Origin of the sequence: Pseudomonas sp. SIMBA_068, from assembly GCF_046534705.1 — a bacterium.
GTDB classification, from domain to species: Bacteria; Pseudomonadota; Gammaproteobacteria; order Pseudomonadales; family Pseudomonadaceae; genus Aquipseudomonas; species Aquipseudomonas putida.
Genome location: NZ_JAWRYI010001765.1, coordinates 1 through 232, shown reverse-complemented (window position 1 = coordinate 232; position 232 = coordinate 1). Strand labels below are relative to the sequence as shown.

The 232-nt window shown below is 53.0% G+C and carries 1 rRNA gene; it reads left to right on the top strand.

Features of this window, described 5'->3' with window-relative positions:
- A 23S ribosomal RNA gene (locus tag SB756_RS35815) occupies positions 1-232 on the top strand; the annotation flags it as partial.

Below are 232 nucleotides of genomic sequence, written 5' to 3'. Positions count from 1 at the left end.
AGTACGAGAGGACCGGAGTGAACGCACCACTGGTGTTCGGGTTGTCATGCCAATGGCATTGCCCGGTAGCTAAGTGCGGAAAAGATAAGTGCTGAAAGCATCTAAGCACGAAACTTGCCCCGAGATGAGTTCTCCCTGACTCCTTGAGAGTCCTGAAGGAACGTTGAAGACGACGACGTTGATAGGCCGGGTGTGTAAGCGCAGCGATGCGTTGAGCTAACCGGTACTAATG